General features: G+C 39.6%; 6 protein-coding genes. 5 read left to right on the top strand and 1 reads right to left on the bottom strand.

Annotated features, from left to right (window positions below):
- Positions 1-375 (bottom strand): IS110 family transposase (locus tag AC1DLM_RS34715; RefSeq protein ID WP_477572538.1); only part of this gene is annotated, 375 nt, incomplete at its 3' end.
- A 314-nt stretch (positions 376-689) separates the two neighbouring features.
- Here AC1DLM_RS34715 and AC1DLM_RS34710 point away from each other — a divergent pair.
- From AC1DLM_RS34710 to AC1DLM_RS34690, 5 genes are all read left to right on the top strand, one after another.
- Entirely contained in the window at positions 690-1106 is a 417-nt protein-coding gene (locus tag AC1DLM_RS34710) for an NUDIX hydrolase (RefSeq protein WP_477572537.1), read from the top strand.
- 157 nt (positions 1107-1263) lie between these two features.
- Positions 1264-2502, top strand: a complete 1239-nt coding sequence (locus tag AC1DLM_RS34705) for a hypothetical protein (RefSeq protein ID WP_477572536.1) — start codon at positions 1264-1266, stop codon at positions 2500-2502.
- Between the two features lie 164 nt (positions 2503-2666).
- Positions 2667-3089, top strand: coding sequence for a hypothetical protein (locus AC1DLM_RS34700; RefSeq protein WP_477572535.1), 423 nt, complete (start codon positions 2667-2669; stop codon positions 3087-3089).
- Between the two features lie 82 nt (positions 3090-3171).
- Positions 3172-3459 (top strand): hypothetical protein, encoded by a 288-nt coding sequence (locus tag AC1DLM_RS34695; protein WP_477572534.1) that lies wholly within the window; start codon positions 3172-3174, stop codon positions 3457-3459.
- A 261-nt stretch (positions 3460-3720) separates the two neighbouring features.
- Positions 3721-4224: an Imm32 family immunity protein gene (locus tag AC1DLM_RS34690; protein ID WP_477572533.1), complete on the top strand. Its 504-nt coding sequence runs from the start codon at positions 3721-3723 to the stop codon at positions 4222-4224.
- The last annotated feature ends 860 nt before the right edge of the window (positions 4225-5084 follow it).

Below are 5084 nucleotides of genomic sequence, written 5' to 3'. Positions count from 1 at the left end.
CTTTTTGTAGGGTTCAAACTCCTCTTTATAAAACAGTACCCCAAGTTGATAAGCATCAGCGGCATCTGTCTTCACCCGTCGCAAATTGGTCTTCTTGGCTTCGTGTGAGATTAACGGATTAATTACGATGTACAGATACTTTTGCTCGTCCAGAAACTGAACAACGGGGCTGTGATAATGACCTGTTGCTTCCATAACAATGGAAGGAGGCATCTCTGCAGCTGATTCCACTCCTCTAATATAATTTAAAAAAGACGCTAACCCTTCAAGATCATGACTAAACCTAAAGATCTTCCCATGAGGTACTCCACGGTTTAAAAAAGCTTGTGCATGGCTCTCCCCCTTTGAAACATCCAAACCAATGACTGGATTCATAACATCACTCCTGTAGTATTTTCACCGGCAACCCCTAACCTTCTTGTCTTCCACACTATCGCATGTGATACGGGATTCATGTCCCAACCAGCCTAAACATGGTTGAACAAGTAGGGGGGATGAACTGAATAGCTCTCGGGATGTGGCTCCCACGGGCAGAATCGTTCGATCCCCGGCTACCGTTATCTTAAGACCACACAAAAATGAGGTCTACCAGAAATATCTGGTGACCTCATAATACGATCGGGCAGGATACTTCCAATATGTGTTAAAATGTAGTGTGAAGGTTAGTCTTGTGGCAGGAGGGAATTCTGATGAATCGATGGGTCGGTGCTGCAGCTATATGTGTCAATTCTGATAGACAATTACTTATGGTCCTACAAGGTAAACCAGAAGAAGAGAAACGATGGTCTGTGCCGTCTGGGGGCAAAGAAGAAGAAGATGAAACACTAGAAGATTGCTGCATTAGAGAAGTTTATGAGGAGACAGGTTACCGCTGTAAAGTTAACAGAGAGATAAAGGGTAAGGCAGGGGCATTTGGTCCAGTTGAATTCCATGTTACATATTTAGAGGTTGAAATTTTAGGTGGCCAACCAACAATCCATGACCCTGATGTACTTATATATGAAATTGCTTGGAAGACCACTGAGCAGCTGAATGAACTGCATTTTACCTTTCCTGAAGATAAAGAGTTCTTGTTACAGTACATCGAACAAAGAGCATTGCGCTAACGGGGAAGCTCATAGAAATATAATGTCAGTAGAGGGGGCATTTTTGATGTATCCGCGAGCTAATACATTAGGACTAATTATGGTATTATATGGTAAAATAAGGTTGGTGTGGTCAAATGGGTAAAAAAATGCAGTGGAATTGAATGGAGGAAAATAAATGAAGAGAATATTACTTTTTATATGCCTCTACATGGGCATTTTTTCAAGTACAGGATATGCCCAATCTGATAGCTCACAAATGAATGCTAAAGTTCTACCTTACGGTATACCTAGTACGATCAACTTGATCACTATAACTCCGATGTATGAAAAGCCAGATGATACTTTAGAAAGTCCAGCGGCACTAAGTCCTCAAAGTGTCAATGTACTCAATGTTGAATATGGAGATTGGCTGCAACCCGATGGCTACAGCTGGATTCAGATCCAAACTTCTTGGCTCGGAAAAATGTGGATCAAGCTATATAACACTCAAATTGGTGAAATTAAGCCTCTCTCAGCCGATATGGAGCTAGCATCCGACACTCCGTTATACGATAGTGCCTCGCAAGAATCTGCCAATGGAGCTGCGTTGTCCCCACAGAAAGTGCATGTTAAAAGAGTATTCATCTCACCAACTGGCTTTAATGCATTTGAGATCGAAACCTCATGGATGGGTGATCAGTGGTTGATTCAACCTGAATTGAAAGTAAACGGGGGGGATGGCAAACATCATTTTCCCTCAGCACTTAGTCCCGATTACGGCGAACTGATGAAGGTAAATAGGATTGAGGTCTTCAAACTGGCTAACCAAACCTTTATTCAGGCCAGTCTAGTAATTCAAGAGGGAGCTTGGAATGTTGGTAGGATAAACTACGGAACGGATGAGCGTTTAGTATACGGCGAGTTGGTTTTTCGGAATAATGAAGGAGACACGATAACACGAATTCCTTACACATCAAGGATGCGGGCTGGGAAAAGTGGAATTGTGAACCTAATACTTGCCATTCCGCAAGGTTMGGACCTCTCCAAGACTGAATGGGTGACTCTTGAGCGAACCTTCCCCTTATACTTTGGACTACCATATCCTCCTGGCGGTAATATACAGGATCAGGATGAAAAAGTTCGATTGGGCATGCTCAGAGTGCAGCACGGTGAGGATTTTTCAGTTGGAAATGCTTGGATTCAAGGAAAAGTCCCAGGCACACATGAATACAGGCTTACATTGACTTATTATGATCAGGGCAATAAAGTACTTGGCACCGCCAAGAGTAATCTTATCTTGATAGGGCCTTCAATCAGAGATGGCAATGTCCCAACTGGTGAAGGAAATTGGTTTCAGGCCACTTTAGTAGGAGACGGGGATTGGACAAATTACTATCGCATTGCCATTCGAGTGGATTCCATCTCGGAAGATTGAATTAATGGAAAACGATAGTTAAAACATTTGAAGGGTAGCCAGGCGGTAGTTCTTCACTCCGCTATAATACGATCGGGCAGGATAGTTGAAAGTTGCAACATTCATGCGGGGGTATACGTCTTATTTCAAATGGTTTATTCCGTCAAAGGGGTGATGTATACATAATGATTAAAAAGATAATTATTTATCTAGCATTATGTAGTTTTGTTTTGCTGATTGGTTGCGGTAAAGAACAAACCGAACAAGTTGCGGTAAAGAATATTGAAAATAACTTAAATCTCCATCTTAGTAAACCTGAAGGTCAGAACTACACGGTTTATAAGAAGATTGAAGATAATGAAACGGTAATGGGTATTTTACTAAATGTGCAATGGAAAAACGCAAAAGTAGAAATGTCCCGTCAACCTGATTATAAAATTTTTACCTTCAACGTAGTCCCAACAATTTCTTATGAACCAGTAACTTATGCCGTTTGGCTATCTCCAAAGAAAGACTTATTAGAAGTAATTATTGAAGGTCAGTCCAAGTATGGGAGAGTTACCAAAGAAGAGGTTAGAAAGCTACTTTCAATATTGGAAACGCCTTGAGAAGCAAACTGGACATTCATTATGCTAACTGGGAACTATAGCACCACGATATCAGGCCACCGGAAATTGGGAGTGAAACAAAGTGCACAATCTCAATGATTTATTGTATTTGCTAATTGAACTAAGGAATTTGATAGACACTTCAATTACAGATGTCTCATGGTCGCGTTTCGAAAATGTTGAGGATGTCCTAACGCCCATAGATACGCTTAAACAGCGACTAAAATTTGGAGAAGATAAAGCAATATCTGAACTAATAATCTTATTTGGTCCAACTGGATCATTCCAAGGAATATCAATTGATAGTGGTTGGGGTGAAAAATTTATCAAGTTAGAAGCTCGGTTCGATGATATTGTTAACTCAAAATGATCAAGCTAGCGAAACTATAGCACAAAACCATAATGGCTGCCAGCAGATTGGCTAGAGCGGAGTGAAACCGAGTTACCCGCTCTTATTAAATATTCAGGATAGTTCTGATTTAAAGGAGAACAGGATGAAACGTATTTGGAATGATTTTAATGGACCGAGTTCTGACATTGGAGAATTGAAAGTCGAGTAGCTGATTATTTTGAGTTAAACGAAGGGGAACGCGTATTTCTATACGATGAGGATTTTCATTTAGAAGCAATTGTGCATAAGACTACGGTTGGTGAATTTAATATATTGTTGGGATGGAGAAAAGAAGACTGGGGAGATACAAGAAACCAATGGTATGCAACAGTGGATTCCGATGTCGTCCGTGTGAGTGAAGAGGTTGAAACTGCACTTAAAGATKGATTTAAGACAGGGTACTGTTACAGCATAGGGGTTAAGAGTATGGATTCCGTAGGGGTTAATTTAAATATTGATGATGACACTCCCGAGTTTACAAAAAAAGATAACGTAGGACAGGTTGAAATTTTAAAAAATAATAGAGTGATGATCACTTTAAGTAAAAATGGATTAATTGGTTTTGCACAGGAATTACTAAGACTGGCTCAAAATGATTATACAAACAGCTATCATGTACACGTCGATCCCTGCGAGAAAGGATATATTTCTCAAACTATGGGCTTTTTCTCAATGCCCAACAGTGCTGAGCTAATAATTTCTTGCGGAGATTTTGAGCCGATTGATTCCTATTTGAAAGAGTAAATAAGTCAAGAGCAAGCAACTTTGAGAAACAGTTGGGAACTAAACTAACGAGGGAATGAGAATGTGATAAACACGAAAGGGAATGACATTAGGCCTCGTTACGTGGTCAGAAGTGGACAATTATAGAAGCGTTAACATGGTTGACCATAAAGAAATGTATGACTGCCCTCTGTTAATCCGTTCACTTTGGATGGGAGATTGCTACGATATCAACGCTGTGAATGAAAGAATGGTAAAACCGTCAATTCTTCAGTCTTTAGAATCCGAACTTGGTTTTCAAGTTGATATGTCCAAAGCAGCAGAGGTATGTCCTAACTGCTGTTATTAAAACTTCAAGATCTGAATTTTTCCGTCGATAATAGATATTGCGCTCAACTAACGTAAGAACGATAGCGTATATAACCAGGGAGCAGCTCGCCACGCGAAAGCTGCTCCCTGGTTTCGTTAAAGTATAGGGAGGAAAACGAAGAGAAGATATTGAAATAATTATTGTAATTATTAGTTGCAGAATTACACTGTGAGGTATTACGCCATATAAAATCAAAGGTGAAAAATGAACAAGAAAAAATCGATATTTTACTTTATCTTAGCATCATTTTTATTCGGCGGAGCCATCTGTCTATTCAAGAGCATCTTTTGGACTTTATTCTTTTTAATATTTATTGGTTATGTCTTAACAATCAAGATTTCAGATGAAAAAAGAAGTTTTGGGAAACAAATGTTTAGTGCCTGTTTAGGTCTTTTCTTTTTCGGTTGGATCGCCGTTTTGGTTATTCTGTTGATTGAAATATTCATAAGCTACTTATATTTTTCGTTAATCTAACGAAGGAACATTTGTTAAACAAGCACCACAACAGGAT

It is taken from the genome of Paenibacillus sp. 01T442, assembly GCF_056398345.1.
This window is presented reverse-complemented; position numbering and strand designations above follow the sequence as displayed.

Bases quoted from the DNA above. Each gene is read 5' to 3' on its own strand.
- AC1DLM_RS34710 (WP_477572537.1), top strand. From the start codon at position 690: ATGAATCGATGGGTCGGTGCTGCAGCTATATGTGTCAATTCTGATAGA.
- AC1DLM_RS34700 (WP_477572535.1), top strand. From the start codon at position 2,667: ATGATTAAAAAGATAATTATTTATCTAGCATTATGTAGTTTTGTTTTG.